The 19,989-nt window shown below is 36.4% G+C and carries 7 protein-coding genes and 3 pseudogenes; 3 read left to right on the forward strand and 7 right to left on the reverse strand.

What is annotated here, in order from left to right; all coding sequences use genetic code 11:
• The coding region (locus tag TY19_RS10465; RefSeq protein WP_042282379.1) for a BTB/POZ domain-containing protein at positions 1 to 2,062 on the forward strand (2,062 nt) is incomplete at its 5' end.
• Positions 2,063 to 2,695: 633 nt separating this feature from the next.
• Here TY19_RS10465 and TY19_RS13085 read toward each other — a convergent pair.
• The 6 genes and pseudogenes from TY19_RS13085 to tkt all read right to left on the reverse strand — a co-directional run bounded on the left by TY19_RS13085 (position 2,696) and on the right by tkt (position 11,323).
• Positions 2,696 to 3,457: pseudogene (locus tag TY19_RS13085) on the reverse strand (IS5 family transposase).
• A 541-nt stretch (positions 3,458 to 3,998) separates the two neighbouring features.
• Positions 3,999 to 5,993 (reverse strand): annotated as a pseudogene (locus TY19_RS10480) (ATP-dependent Clp protease ATP-binding subunit); the annotation flags it as partial.
• A gap of 87 nt (positions 5,994 to 6,080) precedes the next feature.
• A pseudogene (locus TY19_RS27380) lies at positions 6,081 to 6,542 on the reverse strand (Clp protease N-terminal domain-containing protein); the annotation flags it as partial.
• Between the two features lie 327 nt (positions 6,543 to 6,869).
• Entirely contained in the window at positions 6,870 to 8,243 is a 1,374-nt protein-coding gene (hemG, locus tag TY19_RS10485) for a protoporphyrinogen oxidase (RefSeq protein ID WP_042282385.1), read from the reverse strand.
• Positions 8,236 to 9,318 (reverse strand): uroporphyrinogen decarboxylase, encoded by a 1,083-nt coding sequence (gene hemE / locus TY19_RS10490; protein WP_226988517.1) that lies wholly within the window; start codon positions 9,316 to 9,318, stop codon positions 8,236 to 8,238. Before hemE ends, hemG begins: the two co-directional genes overlap by 8 nt.
• Positions 9,302 to 11,323 (reverse strand): transketolase, encoded by a 2,022-nt coding sequence (gene tkt / locus TY19_RS10495; RefSeq protein WP_042282387.1) that lies wholly within the window; start codon positions 11,321 to 11,323, stop codon positions 9,302 to 9,304. The genes hemE and tkt overlap by 17 nt, the downstream gene beginning before the upstream one ends.
• Positions 11,324 to 12,188: 865 nt before the next feature.
• Here tkt and alaS point away from each other — a divergent pair.
• On the forward strand, positions 12,189 to 14,825 hold the full coding sequence (gene alaS, locus TY19_RS10500) for an alanine--tRNA ligase (protein ID WP_042282388.1): 2,637 nt from the start codon (positions 12,189 to 12,191) through the stop codon (positions 14,823 to 14,825).
• A gap of 152 nt (positions 14,826 to 14,977) precedes the next feature.
• Here the strand turns inward: alaS and TY19_RS10505 are convergent, their stop codons facing one another.
• Positions 14,978 to 15,709, reverse strand: a complete 732-nt coding sequence (locus TY19_RS10505; protein WP_052354913.1) for an SIMPL domain-containing protein — start codon at positions 15,707 to 15,709, stop codon at positions 14,978 to 14,980.
• A 385-nt stretch (positions 15,710 to 16,094) separates the two neighbouring features.
• Between TY19_RS10505 and mfd the strand changes: the two genes are divergently transcribed.
• The gene (mfd, locus tag TY19_RS10510) at positions 16,095 to 19,379 is read left to right on the forward strand and encodes a transcription-repair coupling factor (RefSeq protein WP_042282425.1); all 3,285 of its coding nucleotides are present in this window, start codon (positions 16,095 to 16,097) and stop codon (positions 19,377 to 19,379) included.
• Positions 19,380 to 19,989: the final 610 nt, after the last annotated feature.

Consider the following 19,989-nt stretch of genomic DNA (forward strand, 5'->3'; position numbering starts at 1 on the left):
TTCATTATTATCAAGTTTAAATCCCAGTTCTTCTTTGCCAAAGACTCGCCAACAAGGAAGTAATTATCCTGCCAGTGAAAATAAACTTGCAACAGACTCTCCAAATACTTCTGCGGACTTAAATCCTTCAAATAACCTTTCCTCAGAAGAAATTGAGTCAACAATTCAACCTTCTGTGCTTTTGTTTTTACCTTCAGGATTTAAATTGAACTTTCAAGATGGCACTTTTTTGCATCTTTCTAGTTCTCAACTGGATTTGTTAAAAGAACAATCGCCCTATTTTAAGAATCTGTGGTCAGGCAATTTTAAAGAAACTCTTCAAACTCCTCTTGCTTTGACCCAAAAAGAGTTTACTTGTCTATTCCACTGCTTGCTAGATGCTCATTTTAAAGTTCCCTTAGAAGAAATCCCTTCTATTATTCAACGAGCCGATTATTATCAACTAACAGAAGTGGTGAAAAATTTAGAACAACAGCTGCTTGATGGGTATAAATCAGAGAAATTTGAGCTATTTAATTCCAGCGAAGACAGTCTAGTAGAATTAAAAGAACTTTTGAATTTTGCCCATCAATATCACTTAAACGCTTTAAAAAATTATTTAGAATCTACAGTCGTGAGCACCTTATTAAATCAGACGTCTGATTTAACGGAATTTGAAAAAATTGTAAATTACTTCGCAAATGACATAGAAGAACTTAATTTTTCAAAAAAAGCTTATTTGACTGATGCTCATCTGTTAGCGTTAAAAAATTGCAAAAATTTAAAAGCGCTTTATCTTGAAGGTTGTAAAAACCTCACTGATACTGGATTAGCACATTTGTCACCTTTAGTTGCTTTACAGCATTTGAGCCTGTTTAATTGCGAAAATCTCACTGACGCTGGTTTAGCGTATTTGTCGCCATTAGAGAATTTACAACATTTGAATCTAAGCCATAGCAAACATTTCACAGATGCGGGATTAGCGCATTTATCACCTTTAGCAGCTTTACAACATTTGAATCTGTTTGGGTGCGAAAATCTTACTGGCGATGGATTAACGCATTTATCATCCTTAATGGCCTTGCAACATTTGGGTCTAAATTTTTGCAGAAATCTCACGGATGATGGATTAGCGCATTTAACACCTTTAGTCATTTTACAGCACTTAGATCTGAGTGGGTGCCGCGATCTCACTGACGCTGGATTAGTGCATTTGACACCCTTAGTTGCTCTGCAACATTTGAATCTAAGCTATTGCGATAAACTTACTGACGATGGATTAGCGCATTTGACACCTTTAGTAGCCCTGCAGCATTTAAATCTGAGTTGGTGCTGTAATCTCACCGACGCCGGATTAGCGCATTTAAAATCCTTAGTCTCATTAGAGCATTTAAATCTGAGTTGGTGCTGTAATCTCACCGACGCCGGATTAGCGCATTTGACACCTTTAGCGGCCCTGCAGTATTTAAATCTTAGGCGTTGTAGAAATCTTATGGACGCTGGGTTGGTGCATTTGTCAACTTTAGTAGCTCTAAAGAATTTGGATCTGAGTTGGTGCCCTAATCTTACCGATGATGGATTGACGCATTTGACACCTTTAGTGGCCCTACAGAATTTGTATCTGGGTATGTGCAGTAACATAACTGATCCTGGGTTGGCGCATTTGACCTCCTTAGTGGCCCTGCAAAATTTAAATCTGAGTTTTTGCAGTAATCTCACTGACGCTGGGTTAACGCATTTAATACCTTTAGTGGCTCTGCAGCATTTAAATCTGGGTTGGTGTCCTAATCTCACTGACGCTGGATTAGCACATTTAACACCTTTAGTTGCTTTACAGCATTTAGATCTGCATGATTGCTTTAAGCTTACTGACGCTGGATTAGCGCATTTGACTCCCTTAGTGTCTCTACAGCATTTAAATCTGAGTGGGTGCCGTAAGCTCACTGACGCTGGATTAGCGCATTTAACACCTTTAGTCACTTTACAGCATTTAGATTTGAGTGGATGCCCTAAGCTTACTGACGATGGATTAGCGCATTTAACATCCTTAGTGGCTTTAAAGCGTTTAGTGTGGGTGCCGTAATCTCACTGACGCTGGATTAGCGCATTTGAGGTTTACAGGGGATTTAAAGCATTTAGTTCTGAATAATTCTGTGTGGTAGGTGCGAACTGACACAGCTTGAATTGTAATAATAAAGAAAAATAAATGTGGAACTAGTAAAAAAGATAGAAAAAGTGTTTTAAAAATATTTATATTCAAAAACAAAAAGGTTTTAAAATTAAATAAAGCAATTTTGAATAAACCCCTTCTGAATAATATAATTTTACAGTAATTTTTCTTTAATAAACCAATTTTTTCTAAAATTCGCTGAGAACTAATATTTGTGAGATCTACTAAAGCTTCGATTTTTCAACCTTAAGATTTTCGAAACCTGCATGAATTACTATTTGACTGCTTGTGTAACATTATTTTTCGATATTACGTAGCCTAACTCAACTTTACAAATTTGAGCTCCTTTGCCTTTATCAAGCGTGAAAGTTCCTAGGACTTTTTCGCCAAGATATCCTGCCTTAAATCATAGATGCTACTCAACAACATTTTTAAAAATTCTACAGCATCATTTCGAGAGAGGTAGCTGTTTCACATCATGTATTTTGTAAATTCACCATTTATTGCCCATTCTATAAAATTATCTACATCTCTTAGATAGTGTAGTCACGAGACTTCTGCCCATATAGCAATACATCTAATATGGGCTGCAGCCAAGAATGAGGCTGTGCTCTTTGCATAACGGGTCGCTATTCCTCTCCAGCGCTTCAAATGTAAAAATGCATTTTCCACCAAATGCCTTAACTTATAGAGATCTTTATCGTATTCTCGACCAGTTATGCGATTCTTTCGTGGAGAAATCACCACTTGCATTCCCTGACTTTATAGCTTGCTCAACGATTGCGTCACTATCATATCCTTTGTCTGCCAGTAACCGCTCAGCTGTAAGACCAGCGATCAAATTGCTTGCTTGAGTACAACCTGCTGTTGTGCCTTCTGTAATCATGACCCTGATCGGCAGACCGTGCGCATCCACGGCAAGATGCAATTTTGTATTGAGCCCCCTTTTGTATGACTCATGCTCTGATTACCACCTTTAGCTCCCGCTGCATGAGGATGCACTTGACAATGCGAAGCATCTATCACAAGCCATTCATCATCTGGATCGTCAATCAGCACCTCAAGCAACTTTTCCCAGACTCTCTGATTGCGCCATCGGATAAATCGCCGATGAGTATTGCTCCAACCACCGTAATCTGGAGGCAAATCCCTCCATGGAGCTCCCGTTCTTAATATCCAAAATACTGCATTGATAAAAGTCCTATTATCTCTTGTTATACCACCCCAAGCCCCTCTTTTTCCTGGCAAATGAGGTTCCAGTAAATTCCAAACTCTGTCGGATATATCATGTCTTCTGTGCGCTTCCATAAGATGCTCCATTGATGAGCTTAGAAGAGTAGCACATTTAAGCATTTATTTTATTTCTCGTGACTATACTATCTAAAATAATTTTTTTAAATTTATTTTTAGTTCTTGTTGTTTATAATCAGATATTAAATTTTCTCTCCAACCTTTTTTGGGATAAAACTATTCAAATCAAATAAAAAGAAAAAACTAACATCAACAAGCTTCTATACAGCGCATATACTTTAGTTATTAACCAGATGTTAGCGAATAGCCAACACAAAAGGAGAGAAATAATTATGCGCATTCTTGGACAAATAGGAAGCGTATTTAATTAAAATCATTCAGTTGCGTCGTTTTAATTTATTTTGAATTAGAATCCCTATGGCTATGCTAAATTAATTGATGGCTGACTAAGACTATCTAATTTTGTAAAATAAGCTATAGATCAAGCTAATTATAAAGGCGGTGGCAACAAATAAAAAATTATAGTAAGACTTGGAAAGATTTTCAGTCTTTTTTTGAAAAGGGTAGCTCAAAAGAATTATTGAGCTACCTTTTAATTTCAATTGATTGCAGAACTAGCAGTAGTAGATTTTCCATGAAGAGGATAAATTTCATCGTCAATAATGACAATCTCTTCGTTTTCCACTGTCACATGACAACGACGTCCTTCATTAGGATTCATCAAAATCCGCTCTGCTAAAGGGTCCTCCAGAAATTGTTCAATGGTACGTCTTAATGGACGAGCTCCCATTTCTACTTGGAAGCCTTTATCTACCAAGAAATTCTTAGCCGCATCATCAAGCTCAATAAATATTTCGCGTCGAGCTAGACGTTTGCTAAGTTTTTCAATTTCTAAAGAAATCACATGCAATAGATTGTCTCGATTAAGCGGATGGAAAATAACGATGTCATTCAAACGGTTAAGAAATTCAGGTTTAAATCGTTTTTTGACTTCGCTTTCAATTTTCTCCTTAATATGACTATAATCTAGCGACCCTTCAGATGCTCCAAAACCAATCTCAGTACTTTTCTTAATAAGATCAGCCCCCAAGTTAGAGGTCATGATAATAATTGTATTTCGGAAATCAACTCTTCTTCCAAAAGAATCTGTCAAACGCCCTTCTTCAAGTATTTGTAACAGAAGATCCATGACATCAGGGTGTCCCTTCTCAATTTCATCAAACAGGACCACTGAGTAAGGTCGCTGTCTAACTTGTTCTGTTAGCTGTCCACCTTCTTCATGCCCCACATAGCCAGGAGGAGAACCTGTCATGCGACTGACGGCAAATTTTTCCATATATTCCGACATATCGACTTGAATGAGTGCATCTTCGCCGCCGAACATGTTAATTGCCAAAAGCCTAGCTAAAAGTGTCTTCCCAACTCCTGTAGGACCTAAAAAGAGAAAAGCTCCAATTGGACGATTTGGATCTTTAATGTCAGCTCTACTTCGACGAATGGCACGGCAAACTGTTTTGATAGCGTCTTCTTGGCCAATAATTCCTTCTTTTAAGATCTCTTCCATTTTGAGAACTTTTTGTAGCTCACCTTCAGTTAATCGATTGAGAGGTATTCCTGTTTGCCTTGCTATCACATTTGCTACATCCTCATCCTCAACAATGACTTCATGCTCTTCTTTGTTAATTTCCCATTCAGCTCGAATTTGTTGTAACTGCTCACGCAAGGTTTTCTCTTTATCACGTAATTTGGCAGCTTTTTCATACTCTTGCTTACCAATAGACTCTTCTTTAGCCAACCTTGTGGCCTCTATTTCTGACTCATACTTACTAATGTCTTGTGGCTGATTCATCATAGAGATACGCAGTTTGGCGCCTGCCTCGTCAATTAAATCAATCGCCTTATCTGGTAGAAAACGCCCATGAATATAGCGATCCGATAAGACCGCGGCAGCACGAATTGCTTGGTTAGTGAAAATGACTTTATGATGTTTCTCATACTCAGGTTTTAAACCATAAAGAATTTCAATAGTATCATCAACACTTGGAGGAGCAACTAAGATTTTTTGGAAGCGACGTTCTAAAGCTGCATCTTTCTCAATGTGCTTCCGATATTCATCAATTGTTGTTGCGCCAATACATTGCAATTCTCCACGAGAAAGAGCTGGTTTTAAGATATTTGAAGCATCTATAGCTCCTTCAGCAGCACCTGCGCCAACAATTGTATGCAATTCATCAATAAACAGTAAAACATTCCCATTTTTCTTGATTTCATCCATAACAGCTTTAATACGTTCTTCAAATTGTCCTCTGTATTTAGTACCGGCAATCATTAAAGCTAAATCAAGTGTAATTAATTTTTTCTTACGTAAAGTATCAGGCACATCCCCTTTTACAATAGCTTGAGCAAGCCCTTCTACTATGGCAGTTTTACCGACTCCTGCTTCTCCGACTAAAACTGGATTATTTTTTCGACGCCGACACAGAATTAAAATGAGTCGCTCAATTTCTTCTTTTCGACCTATGACTGGATCCATTTTGCCTTCGCGACACATTTCAGTTAGATCGTGTCCATAAGCTCTTAAAGCCGGCATTTTATCATTAGCAGTTCCAGCAGCTACTTTTTCGTAAGAACCTTTTCCCCCACTGCCAGGTGATGGGTTACTTGGACTAATACCAGCTCCACTAATGGGAGGAAGTTGTAAGTTAAAAGTTTCAAGTTCTTTTAAAACCTCTTTACGCACTTCTTTCAAATTGACATTTAAATTTTCTAGAACTTGTGCGGCAACGCCATCTGTTTGTCTTAACAAACCAAGCAATAAATGCTCTGTCCCCACATAATTATGATTTAGATTGGCTGCTTCTTCATTTGCAAACTCAAAAACTTTTTTTACTTTTCCAGTTAAGGCTGGATCTCCGTAAACTTGGATTTCAGGTCCGTATCCTACTAATTTTTCTACTTCACTGCGCACGGTTTCAAAATCAATATTAAGGTTTCGTAAAACGTTAACCGCAACACCTTGGCCTAGTTTAAGTAGTCCTAAAAGGACATGCTCTGTGCCTAAATAATTATGATTAAGTCGCTGCGCTTCTTTTTTGGCTAATTTAATAACCTGTTTTGCACGATTCGTAAATTTATCAAACATGTTGAACTCGCTTTTTTTTAGAATATCAGATGCTTTGATTTAATGATGGTCTATTATCATTGAACCATTGAATAAAGTGCAAAAGACTCTTTCGCTGCAATTAAATTTACTCTCAAAATTCAATTATATAAGTCAGCGAAATGAATTTGAAAGCAATCAACTGTTTGTGCCCAAATGTAGTTTGCATCTCTATTTTTTGCAAAAAAAAAGTTTAAATAAGTAATTTGATTATAAATTATTAACTTCTAGGAAATTGGAAATAATGGATTTTTATTATTTTTAATAATAAGCTTTCATTTATTTTTTAGCAATCACATAAAGCAACTGCTAAATATTAAAACCTTTTGCAATTTTAACGGCTAATAAACGGGCTTGCAAAACTCTATCATTCACAGAAACCCCGTCAAAAGAATGACCTGTAAAAGTGAATTGGGGATAAAGAGATAAGGATTGAGATAAATTGATTAAAGTTAGGTAATGTCCAATTTGATATTGAGGGATCGCCTGTTTGGCTAAAGAAACATAAACTTCATCTGGCACAGAATCAATCGCCAAATGCCTTTCGATAGAAGATAATGCAAGGGCTAATCCTTTTTGCCTATCATCTATCTGAGGGTGCTGAGTTCCCCCCATCATAACTGTTAAGCGAGTGTGTTCAGGAGAAAAATTTTGCTTAGGAAACACTGCAGAATCCCATACACATCCCAAAATTGATTCTTTTTCTTGAAAGGGAATTAAATAACCAAAGCCAGATTTTTTTAAAACAGGTCGACGATAACCACAATTGACAACCATCACAGAGGTGGATTCCATAGACTGTAGCAGTGAAGCCGTTTCACTAAACTCTGAACCAAGTAAAGGAGCCAATTTTGAAGCTGGCAAAGTAGAAATCAAATGATCAGCTTTAAAAACTTTTTCGTTATCTAAAACAACTGTGGCCCCCTCTTTTTCCATTTCAATCGCTTTCACAGTAGAAGAAAAATGAATATTAGCATCTAGTTGATGCACGAAAGATTGTATTAAATATCCCATTCCTTGCTTAAAGGAAAAAAGAGGTTGTTTCATCCAATATGAAACAAAAGCGCTAGAGGATTTTTTTTCTTTTTTTTGATTCCATATCCCTTTAATTAAAGATCCGTTTTCCTGTTCCCACTTCCAAAAAAGAGGAAAACAGCTTTTCATGGATAATTTTTTGCAATCTCCGGCATAAATTCCTGAAACAAATGGATCAATTAAACGGGAGGTCCATTCTTTTCCAATACGTCGACTAAAAAATTCTTCTATAGATTCATCTTCTTTTAATGACCTTGGAGAATTTAAATCCCGATAAACCGCTTTGAGCCATCCTTTAACAAGAGGGTTAAAAAGAATATGAAAAAAGGAACTGGGTAAAGGCTGTAATTTTTTTTGAAAATAAAGAAAACGAAGGTTCGCAGAAGAATGTGCCCCAATGACTTCATCACATAATCCTAATTCTTCAATGAGTTGAAGCATTTCTCTTCCAGAGCCTTTCGAACGGCAACTGCGTGGACCTGTCTCAAACAAAAAATCTTGAGAATGAATCGTTTGAATCCACCCTCCGGCTCTTGAATTTGCTTCTAACAAAGTAAGTTGAACGGAAGATCCTAATAGTTTTTTCAAAAACCATGCTGTTGCAAGTCCGCTAATTCCAGCACCTAAGATCACGATATGTTTAACCACGCCTTTCCCTCACAGATTCAACTAAAGTGCGAACTGCCTCTTCAGAAACATCAGGAAAGATGCCATGCCCTAAGTTTAAAATAAATCCTCGATCTCCTTCCATTTCATCTAATAAAGCATTTACCTCTTCCTTGATTTTGGGCAAAGGTGCATAAAGCAAATCAGGATCTAAATTTCCTTGCAAAGCAATGGGATAAGGAATGACATCACGCATCCGTTTTACCCGACAATTCCAATCTAATCCAACAGCTGCAGGGTTAATAGAAGCTAAATCTGGGCCGAAAACCGAGGATCCTCGGCAAAATAAAATGAGAGGGATATCTTTTTTTAATCCTTTTAAAATGTACTTTAAATAATTTAAAGAAAACTCTTGAAATTGACGATAAGAAAGAGTATTTGCCCAAGAATCAAAAATCTGTAAAGCATGTACCCCCGCATCAATTTGCATATTGAGATAAGCAATCGACCAATCTGCTATTTTCCGAAGTAAAGTATGAAATCCTTGCGGCTCATGATACATCCAATGTTTAATTTTTTTGAAGTCTCGGCTAGTTTTTCCTTCGATCATATAACTTGCCACAGTAAAGGGTGCTCCACAAAAACCAATTAAAGGAACATTTAATCGGGGTTGTAAACATCTAATTCCTTCCTTGACAAATTCAAGGGAAGTAAGATCCTCGGGCATCGCAAGTTTTTCAATATCATGAAGGTTAGTGATAGGTTTTTCTATAATAGGTCCTACCTTATCTTCAAAGCGAACTCCTACTTTTAAGGCTTCGGGAATGACTAAAATGTCTGAAAATAAAATAGCTGCATCGACTTGATAAGCTTCGATAGGCAATAAGGTAACTTCAGCAATCAATTCTGGATTGTGACACATATCTAAAAAAGAATATTTTTCTCTTAATGCTCGATAAGAAGCTAAATGGCGCCCGGCTTGTCGCATAAGCCAGACGGGAGGTCTGGAATTATTGCGACAATGCAAGGCTTGAAGCAGTCGATCATTAAATGAACTACTAATGATATTTGAAACAACAGAATTAGGTGCGTTATTTTGGCTATAAAATACGTTCAAGTATAGCCTCAACAGTAAAACCAAATTCTTTTGCTAATACACCCGCAGGAGCTGAGGCTCCAAAATGTTCCATACAAATTGCAATACCATCACGGCCAATGTATTTATGCCATCCAAGGTCAACACCAGCTTCAATACTGACCCTTTTACCAATATCTCCACCAAACAGACTTTCTTTATAATCTATAGGTTGCTTTTCAAATAAAGCCCAGCAAGGCATAGAAATAACGCGGACATTTTTACCAAGTTTTTCTAATTCATTTGCTACGTTCATCGCTAAACTCAATTCCGAGCCAGTTGCAACTAAAGTAAAGTCAGCCTTTCCTTTTTCTTTTTTTACGATATAAGCCCCTCTCCCCATTCCTTCCACATAAGGAATGTTTGTCCCAGCTAAATCAGGTAAATTCTGGCGAGACAAAATTAAAGCCGTAGGGCCTTTATATTGCAAAGCTGCAATCCAAGACATTTTCACTTCATAACTATCTGCTGGGCGGATCACTTGTAGTTGAGGAATAGCTCTTAAAGCTGCATAATGTTCAACAGGTTGGTGAGTAGGCCCATCTTCCCCTAAAAAAATAGAATCATGAGTAAATTGATAAAAAACTTGTGCATGTTGTAAAGCCGCCAAACGAATTGCATTACGCATATAATCAGAAAAAGTTAAAAATGTTCCTACAAATGGAAGAATCATTCCAGTCTGATAAAGACCAGTCGCTATTGTCGCCATCCCAAATTCTCGCACACCGAACTTAATATTGCGTCCATGAAATTCGTTAGGAGCAATTAAAGAAAACTTCTTTAACATTGTCATATCGGATGAAGATAAATCAGCTGATCCTCCATATAATTGAGGGATCATATCTGCTAAACTATTGAGAACTTCTTGAGAAGCTTTACGTCCGGAAATTGGAGCTTTAATCATCAGATGTTGAAGCTTTTGCTCGAAATCATCGGGAAGTTTGTGATGTAGCATGACTTCTAATTCTTGGAATTTAGAAGGATTTTCTTTTGCCCATTCTTCAAATATTTGCTTCCACTCATTTTGTTCTTTTGCATCGGAAACAAGCTTATTTTGAAAGTAGTTGATGACAGCTTGAGGAACATAGAAATCTTCTTGAGGAATGCCTAGTTCATCTTTAGCTGCTTTAATCTCTTCTACTCCAAGAGGTGATCCATGGGCTTTATAAGTCCCCCCTTTATTCGGGGCTCCTTTCCCAATAATAGTATGAGCTATAACTAAACAAGGCTTTTCCTGATAGTGTCGAATTTGAGAAAATACAGTATCAATAGCTTCAATATCGTTTCCATCTATTTCAAATACATCCCAACCATAAGCCTTATAACGAGTTTTAGTATCTTCTGAAGAACTTTCTGCTAACGGTCCATCTAAAGAAACGTGATTCGCATCATAAATAGCAACCAAATTATTCAATTTTAAATGACCAGCTAATGAGGATACTTCTGAAGAAATCCCTTCCATTACACAACCATCGCCCATTAACACATAAACTTTATTATTAAAAATGGGATGCTTTTCTGTGTTAAATTTTTCTCCAAGAATTTTAAATCCAAGTGCTTGACCGACAGCATTACCTACACCTTGCCCTAAAGGCCCCGTCGTTGTTTCCACACCATCCGTCATAAATGATTCTGGATGGCCTGGAGTTGGGGAATGAAGCTGCCTGAAATTTTTGATGTCTTCCAACGTGATTTTGTAACCAGCTAAATGTAAACAAGAATATAACCACATGGATCCGTGTCCAGCAGATAAAATAAAACGATCGCGATTGAGCCATTTAGAATCTTTGGGATTTTGCTTAAGATAATAACCATATAAGTATGCACCAAGTTCAGCACATCCCATTGGAAGCCCTGGATGACCTGAATCTGCTTTTTGGACAGCATCCATCGAAAGACCTCGAATGGTATTTGCTATTTGTTTCATGATTTGCTTTTGCTCAGAATCGAGAGGTTGAGGCACTGAAACTTGAAGATGGCTGCTCATATTTTTCACCAAATAAATTTAAAGATTAAAAAAACTTAATGTAGCTCTAATGCATAAAAAGGCGCAAGAAAAAGGGTTAAAACCTAAACTTGCCGTTTTCCCACCCCCTGGCTTTTAAAAAAATTGAAAGATAAATAAACTTTTAATAAGTATATAAATTTTAATTTAAATTCCATTTTTTAAAATTTACGACTACCGTTTATCCAGCTATTTATGAAATCGTCTAAGAACAAGCTCAAAATGAGTGACTAATTCCTCGTTATTTTGAGACATTAACTCAAGTTTTTACGCATGCTCATTGATTCTATCAGGTTTTTTAAGATATGACGCCTTTTTAAGTATTTAAGCAAAAAGAATGTGGTTATCCTACTGTTTATGGAGCAGTAATCCATTTTATAGAGGGGATTTTATCACTTGGGAAACTGATGCCTTAAAGTAACTTTATTGATTAAATATGTCGAAGAAATTTTTATTATTAATATCCCACACCTTCATTTTAGGCTTTACATTAAAAAAAATACGTTCTATCAACGTTTTTCTTACCCATCCTCTTGAAATGTGAAAATCTCTTCTTAAAACAACAACTTTTTTATCAGCTTCTTTTCAAGCAAAATTTTTAAATAAAGCTATTCTTTTAAAACACAATTTTTTAGCGCATTTTTAACAGCTAATATAGTCGAAAAGTTCAACTTTTCTATACAAAGTTAATTCAAAGCTGGTTTGATGTTTGGTAAAACTTGAATTTTACACCTTAAATCCTTACATTTAATTCTAAAATTTCATTAATAACCTAAACGATTTTTAAGTAAATAAACTCAAAACTCAGGTTAATAACTCTCTCGGTCAAAATCTTACACGAGCAATTATGTTAACACAATCTATCAGACGTCAATTCTTAGAATATTTTAAAAAACATCAACATCAAATCGTTTCTTCCTCTTCAGTTCTTCCTCACGACGATCCAACTCTTTTATTCAACAATGCAGGAATGAATCAATTCAAGGACGTTTTTTTAGGGAAGAGTTACCGCGATTATAACCGTGCAGCCACAAGCCAAAAATGTATTCGAGTAGGAGGAAAACATAACGATTTAGAAAATGTTGGTCACACGAGCAGGCACTTAACATTTTTTGAAATGTTAGGAAACTTTTCATTTGGAGATTATTTTAAAACTCAAGCCATCCAATTCGCCTGGGAAGTTTCTACGCAGGTCTTTGGATTCGAACCCGAACGAATTTGGCCAACAGTTTTCCGAGAAGATGATGAAGCATTTGAGCTTTGGACTCAATATGTTCCAGCTGAACGCATTACTCGTTTCGGAGAAAAAGATAATTTTTGGGCAATGGGAGATACAGGCCCTTGTGGGCCCTGCTCGGAACTCTTATACGATCGAGGATCTGATTACGGAAATGCCACAAAACCATCCGAAGATTCTTCTGGAGAACGATTCTTAGAATTTTGGAATCTGGTTTTTATGCAATTTAATCGACAAACTTCGGGTATTCAAAATCCTTTACCTAAACCATCCATTGACACTGGTGCGGGACTCGAGCGAGTGATCAACTTAAAAATGGGAGTTAATAGCGTTTTTGAAACGGATATTTTAAGAAGTATTATTGCTCAAATTGAATTACTTTCAGGAATTGCCTATCATCCACAAGATCAACAGTCTGCTGCTTTTCGAGTCATCGCTGATCATTTGCGTTGCCTCTCTTTTGCTATTGCCGATGGTGTTCAACCTAGCAATGTTGATCGAGGTTACGTACTAAGAAAAGTTCTTCGAAGAGCTGTTCGGTATGGACGAACATTAAAGCTTGAAAAACCATTTTTAGCCGAAGTTCTTCCTCAATTAGTTTCTACTATGGGTAGCGATTATCCAGAACTTGTTAAAGGGCAAGATCGTATTGCTGAAATTTTGACAATCGAAGAAGAAGCATTTATTCGCACTCTCAAGCGAGGTGGAAATATTCTTAATCAAGTGATTGAGAAATCACGGGCAAGTCATCAAATAATTTCTGGTGATGATGCGTTTAAACTCAAAGATACTTATGGGCTTCCAATCGAAGAAATTCTCTTAATCGCTAAAGACTCAGAATTAAAAGTCGACGAATCACGCTATCAACAATTAGAAGAAGAAGCAAAGCAAAGATCTCGTCATGTTCATAAGACTGTTCATCAAATTGCGGGAGAAAATATTTTCGCAGATTTTGTCAAAATTCGAGGTGAAACTAAATTTGCTGGATTTACACAAAATTCTTTAAAAAGTTCAGTCGTAGGGCTTTTTGTCAATGGAGAATTCGTCGAAGAAATGCAATCTGGGCAAGAAGGACTTGTCTTCTTAAGCGAAACCCCCTTTTATGCTGAAATGGGTGGACAAGTCGGCGATACTGGAACATTAGAAAATTCGAATTCCAGGTTCATTGTAGAGGATTGTGTGGTACCTTATAAAGGTTTGATCGCACACAAAGGAAAATTGAATACAGGTTCTCTCAAAAATGGTGAGATGATTACAGCCTCGATTGATAAAAAACGGCGACAAAAAATTGCCAACAATCACACGGCAACTCATTTACTGCATTGGGCATTACATCAAATACTTGGAGAACATATCAAACAAGCAGGCTCAGTTGTCGATCCTCAACGCCTTCGCTTTGACTTTAGCCATCATAAAGCTCTTTCTTTAGAAGAAAGCCGACAAATTGAAGACTTGGTCAATCAAAAAATTAGAGAAAACCTGCCTGTCAAATGTTATGAAATCAAGTATGAAGAAGCACAAAAAAAAGAAGATATTAAACAATTTTTTGGTGAAAAATATGGTTCAACTGTTCGAGTGATTGATATTGACTATTCAAAAGAACTCTGTGGAGGCACTCATACGCCAGCTCTTGGAAATATTGGACTTTTTAGAATTTTGAAAGAAAGTGGCATTGCAGCAGGAATTCGAAGAATTGAAGCAGTCACGGGTGCAGAAGCAGAACTTTTACAGCGACAGGATGAAGATTTAATTCGCACATTGGCTCAACAATTAAAAGTCCCTATTCACCAGGTATTAGAGAAATTAGAAAAACTTCAAGAAGAAAATAAGCAATTTATTGCTGAACTTAAAGAAATCAAAAAGAAAGAACTTAACGTTTTAATCGACGGTTTTATAAAAAAAATTGAACAATTAGGAAACATTTCTGTTTTAATTTTAGAAACCGCGCTTTCTGTCGAAGAATTGCGACTTTGTGTAGATTTAATCAGTGATCAAATTCCTTCTGCAGTAATTATTTTAGGGGCAGCTTTTCCTGATAAATGTCAAATTTTAGTAAAGATCAGTGATGACCTTGTTAAGCAAGGTATTAATGCCAACGAAATTATTAAAATTTTAATGCCTATTGTAGAAGGAAGCGGGGGTGGAAAACAACATACCGCACAGGGAGGCGGTAAAAAACCAGCTATGTTAGGAGAAGCCTTTAAGCAAATACGAATTTACTTAAAAGAAAAAATGAATGTGAAATAAAGATTTGACGGCTCAGATTTACACATCAAGCCGTTTTTTTAAGCTACCAAAATTTTTATTCATTCAGACTTGGCTACAGATTAATCTCAATTTGTCTAGCCTTAATCATTAATTTAATTGTAGAATGAGACTAGCATACCCTTAAAATTGGCTTATTCTTGATTGATTTCAAATATCACATGAACATTTGCTCGCATTTCAACGTGGCCAATTTCAATAGGAACCTCATAAGTATTTCCAGAGCTTTGTTTAGTTGCCATCAACATTCTTGGTGTTGAATAATTCTGTTGATTAGGGTCTAAATCTAGAGACAAAACACGAACAAGACGGACATTTGCAGCTTTAGCTAAAGCATTTGCGTCTTCAAATGCGTTTTGGGTTGCCAGTTGAATGACTTCCTGACGATAAGCTTGAGGATTATTCAAATTGAAATTGATTTGACTTAATTGATTGGCTCCGGCCTCGACAACAATCCCAATAATTTTCTCGATCAAACTGAGCTTACTTGTTTTTATATGAATCGTATTCGTAACTTCATAATGAGTAATTGTAGAGGCTTCTTTTTTTTCTATTGAATCAATAGAGTGATAAATAGGTTGAATCGTAAAATGCCCTGTTTGGTAATCTTGAACATTTAAACCTAAATCAGTGAGCTGCCCAACTACTTTACGCATTTTTTCATTATTAGCTTGAACTGCTTTTTTAGATTCAGGGTCTTGTGTGACGACAGAAACACTCATTTCCAATTGGTCAGCAGGTTTAAAAATAGTTGCTTCCCCTTTTACCGTTAATTGTGGCAAATTAGAGCTATTAAATTCTTCCCCATAAGCTTGAGGGGAAAAAAAATACAAGATTAAGAATAGCAAACTCATTTTCTGCTTCATGACTTTCTCCCTTTTGTTAAGCTTGTTATGACAACTGTGCTTAAACTAAATAAAAAAAAATAAACGATAATCTAGCAGCTGCATACCTTAAACTTAAAATCTATTTACTATGTTAAATAGTATTTTTAAAGTTTTATTTTTAGTAAATTTACTCATTCACAAAAAATTTGTTTTGGATGGTTAAATTTTTCAGAGGAGTTAATTACTTTGAATGGAAAAAAAGGAAAGGGAGTTGAAATGTTCTCTTATAATTCTACATAATAACTAAAAGTTATTCCTTTTTTAGACTAAGATGTTTCATTTGCCTCTTTTCGAAAGACATGATGACATAATATATAACTCAAATAATGGATTAAAAAACTCTTTGCCCATGATTTTTGAAAAGATGTTAAAAAGTGAGCGAATTCTTGCTCTTCAAAAAGCTTTACAGCATACCAAAGATATCCTTTTGATTGAAGAGTTATGGAATGCTCCAAAAGCCTTAATTGCAGCTCTTGCTCAACAAGTCACCGGTAAACACGTTTTAATCTTAACAGGCTCCAGTCAAGAGGAAGCTCGACTTTTTCATGATTTAAGCTTTTTTACAAACTGCCCAACTGTCGACTTTCCTTCTTGGGAAACACTCCCTTCAGAAAATGTTCCTCCTAGCCCAGATATTGTTGGCGAGCGATATCAGCTCTTAAAGAAAATCAATTCGTCAAGCGAGCCTCATATCATTTTGACTAGCTTACAAGCTTGTTTACAAAAGCTAATTGCTCCTTCTGCTTTTCAAAAGCTCTATCTCACACTTAAGGCAAATGAGAGCTTTTTTTTTGATGATCTTATCCAAAAACTTAATTTGATGGGATATCAACGAAAATTTATCGCTTCTGATAAAGGAGAGTTTGCAGTACGTGGTGGAATTATCGATGTATTTCCTGTTTCCTCTCCCGATCCTTACCGCTTGGAGTTCTGGGGAGATGACTTAGAATCTATTCGTATTTATGATCCAATTGGGCAAATATCGGTCAGAACAGTCGAGCAAATTGATATTGCACCCGGCTTAGAACTTGAATTGCTCAATCAATCAAATGAACAGGCTTCTTTTTTAGATTATTTAGGGCCTGAAACATTAATTATTTTTGATGATCTTCTTGCCTTAGAAGATCGATACGCCTCTTTAATTAGCTTAGGAGCGAATAATAAATTTTTTAGTTCTATTGAAGAATTTCTTCAACTATTGACTCCCTATCAAAAAATGTTTTGGTCACAAAAACCAATTGAAGAGCTTAGTGAAGTCAAACACCTAGATTCTAAACAAAGCGGTTATTATTCTCAGACGACAATTTTTCACAACCTCAAGTTTCAAATGTTTAATCGTGATTGGACCGTTAAACGTTGGCGTCATCCTTTTAACACAATTACAAATTATTTTATTTCTCAAGAAGAACAAGGGGACTTTAATGGGGATGAAATTCTTTATCGTCTGCCTTCTCTTTCCCATGAAACTTTTAGACTTGATCTTTTATGTGCAAGTGAATTAGAAGAAAATAACTTACGTCAAAAACTCCTTTCAAATAATATCCATTTACCTAAGCAAACCACTTATCAAATCGGTTATCTCTCAAGTGGCCTTGTCATTCAAGATGAAGAATGGATGATTTTACCCTTAACGGAACTAACGCATAGATATAAAATAAGGCGACAAAAGCTTCGAAGTACCTATCATACCTCTCCTGCTGAAACATATGATTTAACTCCTGGAGAGATGATAGTTCACTTAAATAATGGGATTGGACGTTATCTTGGAATCGAAAAAAGGGCTAACCACTTAGGCATTCTCAGTGAATTTTTCACAATCGAATATGCTGATCAAGCTAAGTTGTACGTTCCCTTTAATCAAGCACACCTTATCACTAAATATCTTGGATCCAATGAAGTCATTCCGAAATTACACACAATCGGGAGTAGTAAATGGAAAAAAACAAAGGAACATACAGAAAGAGCAATTCTAGGCTATGCTTCTGATTTACTCAAAAGCTACGCAGAACGAGAAATTAAAGAAGGCTTTGCTTATCCTATCGATTCTGCGGATTTACAATCTTTTGAAGGTGAATTTCCTTTTTCCGAAACCGAGGATCAACTGGCAGCCATCTCCAGCATTAAACAAGACATGATGTCTAAAAAAGCGATGGATCGTCTCATTTGCGGAGATGTAGGCTACGGTAAAACAGAAGTGGCTATGCGAGCGGCTTTCAAAGCTGTGACAGATGGAGCTAAACAAGTGGCGGTTTTAGTCCCCACAACAGTCTTAGCCATGCAACACTTCGATAATTTTCTAGATCGTATGGCTAATTTTCCAATTAATATTGGAATTCTTTCCCGCTTTCGTACTCAAAAGCAAATTCAAGAAACATTGGAAGGTATTGCTAACGGTTTTATTGACATCGTTATTGGAACACATCGCATTATTGGTGAAGATGTCAAATTCAAAGATTTAGGCCTTGTCATTATTGATGAAGAACAACGTTTTGGAGTAAAAGCCAAGGAACATCTCAAGAAAATTAAAATTGGAGTTGATTGTCTCACACTTTCTGCAACTCCTATCCCTCGTACTTTATACATGTCTCTCATTGGCGCAAGAGACATGTCAGTCATCAATACCCCTCCTCAGGATCGATTACCAACAAAGACTATTATCACAGAACCTAGCGATCAAATTATTCAAAATGCCCTTTTAAGAGAATTGTCTAGAGATGGTCAAGCATTTGTTATTCACAACCGTGTGGAATCAATCTACTCTGTGAGTAATCGAATTAAATCTCTTTTACCACAAGCGCGTGTTTTAGTCGCACATGGACAAATGCACGCCGATGAAATCGATGCCACATTCCATGCTTTTAAAAGCGGTCAAGCAGATATCTTAGTCGCCACAACGATCGTGGAAAATGGAGTAGACATTCCTAACGCAAATACGATCTTAATTGATCGTGCAGATCATTTTGGTTTGGCGGCGCTTTATCAACTTCGTGGAAGGGTTGGAAGATGGAATAGAAGAGCGTACGCTTATTTTTTGGTACCCAACTTAAGAGTAATGCCTGAATTAACACGTAAGCGCCTTCAAGCATTATCTGAAGCGAGTGGATATGGAAGCGGAATGAAAGTGGCCATGCGAGATTTGGAAATCCGCGGGGCAGGTGACATTTTAGGCTTAGAGCAATCAGGACATGTATCTTCGATTGGATTTCACCTTTATTGTAAAATGCTAAAACGAACAATTCAGACATTGCAAGGCAAATTACCAAGCATCGTCACAGAAACCAAAATCGAATTAGCTATTGATGCCAGACTTCCAGAAGATTATGTCAATGAAGTCAGTTTACGTATGGAAGTTTATCAAAGATTAGGTGAAGCTTTTTCACTTGAAGAAGTAGATTCCATTTGGTCAGAAATTCGAGACCGATTTGGGCCTCCTCCAGAACCAGCGCAATGGCTCTATCATTTAACACGCATACGAGTTCACGCTTCTCGCTTTGGATTTACTCTCGTCAAACAAGAAAAACTTTCTTTAACAATGGAAAAAGGCAAAAAAGGTAAAGATCTTATAATTCGGAAAATTCTGATGCCAAAATTTAAATCTCCCCAAGAACTTGAAACTAAAATTGTAGCAGAATTAAACCTAAAATTCTAAAGAATGTCATTAAATCTGCCTGCACAATCCGGTTTTTCAAAAAGAAAAAAACTTTTGCAAAAGTCAACTCCAACTCGCAAAGCCAAATAAAGAGACAAAGGAACAGTGAAAGCAAGGGAAAGATGTCGCTAACATTCAGGAGAAACAATAATTAAAAATTTTTTTTCATAAAGGATTAAAAAAATGTTGAGCAATATCAATAGATTTGCGTAAAAGATTTCACACTAAAAGAATGAGTTGGCTCTTATTTCGCAAAAAACATCACTGATGCAAATTGGAATCATTTTTTTATTTCCTCACTTAGAAAACGACAAAAGCTGGTAGGAAGATAGAATTGATAAAACCTACCTATACGACACAAGACTGCTATTTATATAAAAATAGGGAAAAAAGACCATTATCGAAAGAATGCATTGCTGCTCAGGCTGTGGATATAAAACAATCTGAGATTTCAATGCTCCGTAAAACAGTTTAGCCTCGGATTGGATGGCCGAAGAACAACTTCTAGAAGCCTTCGTTTTAGTCGAGAGAGCAGTCAGGACTTCCAACGATAGATCAATACTCTTTTATGCTACAGATTTGGAAATTTTTTAACCTAATTATCTTTTTT

Source organism: Candidatus Protochlamydia sp. R18 (assembly GCF_000648255.1).
Lineage (GTDB): Bacteria > Chlamydiota > Chlamydiia > Chlamydiales > Parachlamydiaceae > Protochlamydia > Protochlamydia amoebophila.